Raw genomic sequence first — 865 nt, 5'->3', positions numbered from 1 at the left:
AGCAGACGTGCGCCGCGCCAGACCAGTTCTTCGAAATCGTCGGCCGACACGCCGAGGCCGATCATCTGCGCATCCAGCGCCAGTTCCTGCGGCGCGCCTTGCAACAGTTTAAGCAGCGCTTCGGGGGAGCTGGCGCGACGCAAGGCCTGGCCCAGATCGGTCTCGCCGAGGGCGCGGGTCAGCAGTTGCAGCAGGCGCAGGTGTTCGTCGGATTTCGCCGCGATGCCGATCGCCAGATAAACGATCTGGCCATCGCCCCAGTCGACGCCGTCGGGAAACTGCATCAGGCGCACGCCGGTGGCGAATACCTGATCGCGGGTTTCCGGGGTGCCGTGGGGAATGGCGATGCCTTGACCGAGAAAGGTCGAGCCCTGGGCTTCCCGGGCCTGCAGGCCGGCGAGGTAGCCGTCGGCAACCAGACCGTCGGCGACCAGATGACTGGCCAGCAATTGCAGGGCAGCGGGTTTATCCACGGCCGACTGGCCCATGGATATCTGCTCTATAGTGAGCTCGAGCATGCGATCTCCTTTTTGGCGCAGTTCAACGCCAGGTATTGTTTTGAATGGTTCACAGCTTAGGCGCTCTGCCGCGCTTTTCAGCGGCAGTTTTGGCGGTTTCACGGCAGGACCGTCCAAAGGCGTCTAAAACGTAGAAAATACGCTTGCTGAAACGTTTAATCTAGATTGATCGGCACGTTACTCGATAATGTCTCATCCTTGAAGTCCAACTGGTCGGATCTGCCCAGGCAATAAGTCGACTGCCCTTATCGGGTAGGATTGGCGAAAATGTCGCGGCATGCTCGAAAAAACAAGGAAATACCGGGTTGAAACTCAGTGATATCGCGCGGTTGGCCGGCGTCTCCGTC

The 865-nt window shown here is 59.7% G+C and carries 1 protein-coding gene; it reads right to left on the bottom strand.

What is annotated here, in order from left to right:
- Positions 1–518 (bottom strand): PTS sugar transporter subunit IIA (locus OQK_RS01065; RefSeq protein ID WP_162098713.1); only part of this gene is annotated, 518 nt, incomplete at its 3' end.
- Positions 519–865 lie beyond the last annotated feature (347 nt).

Origin of the sequence: Pseudomonas sp. R62 (assembly GCF_000257605.1) — a bacterium.
GTDB lineage: Bacteria > Pseudomonadota > Gammaproteobacteria > Pseudomonadales > Pseudomonadaceae > Aquipseudomonas > Aquipseudomonas atacamensis.
This window is presented reverse-complemented; position numbering and strand designations above follow the sequence as displayed.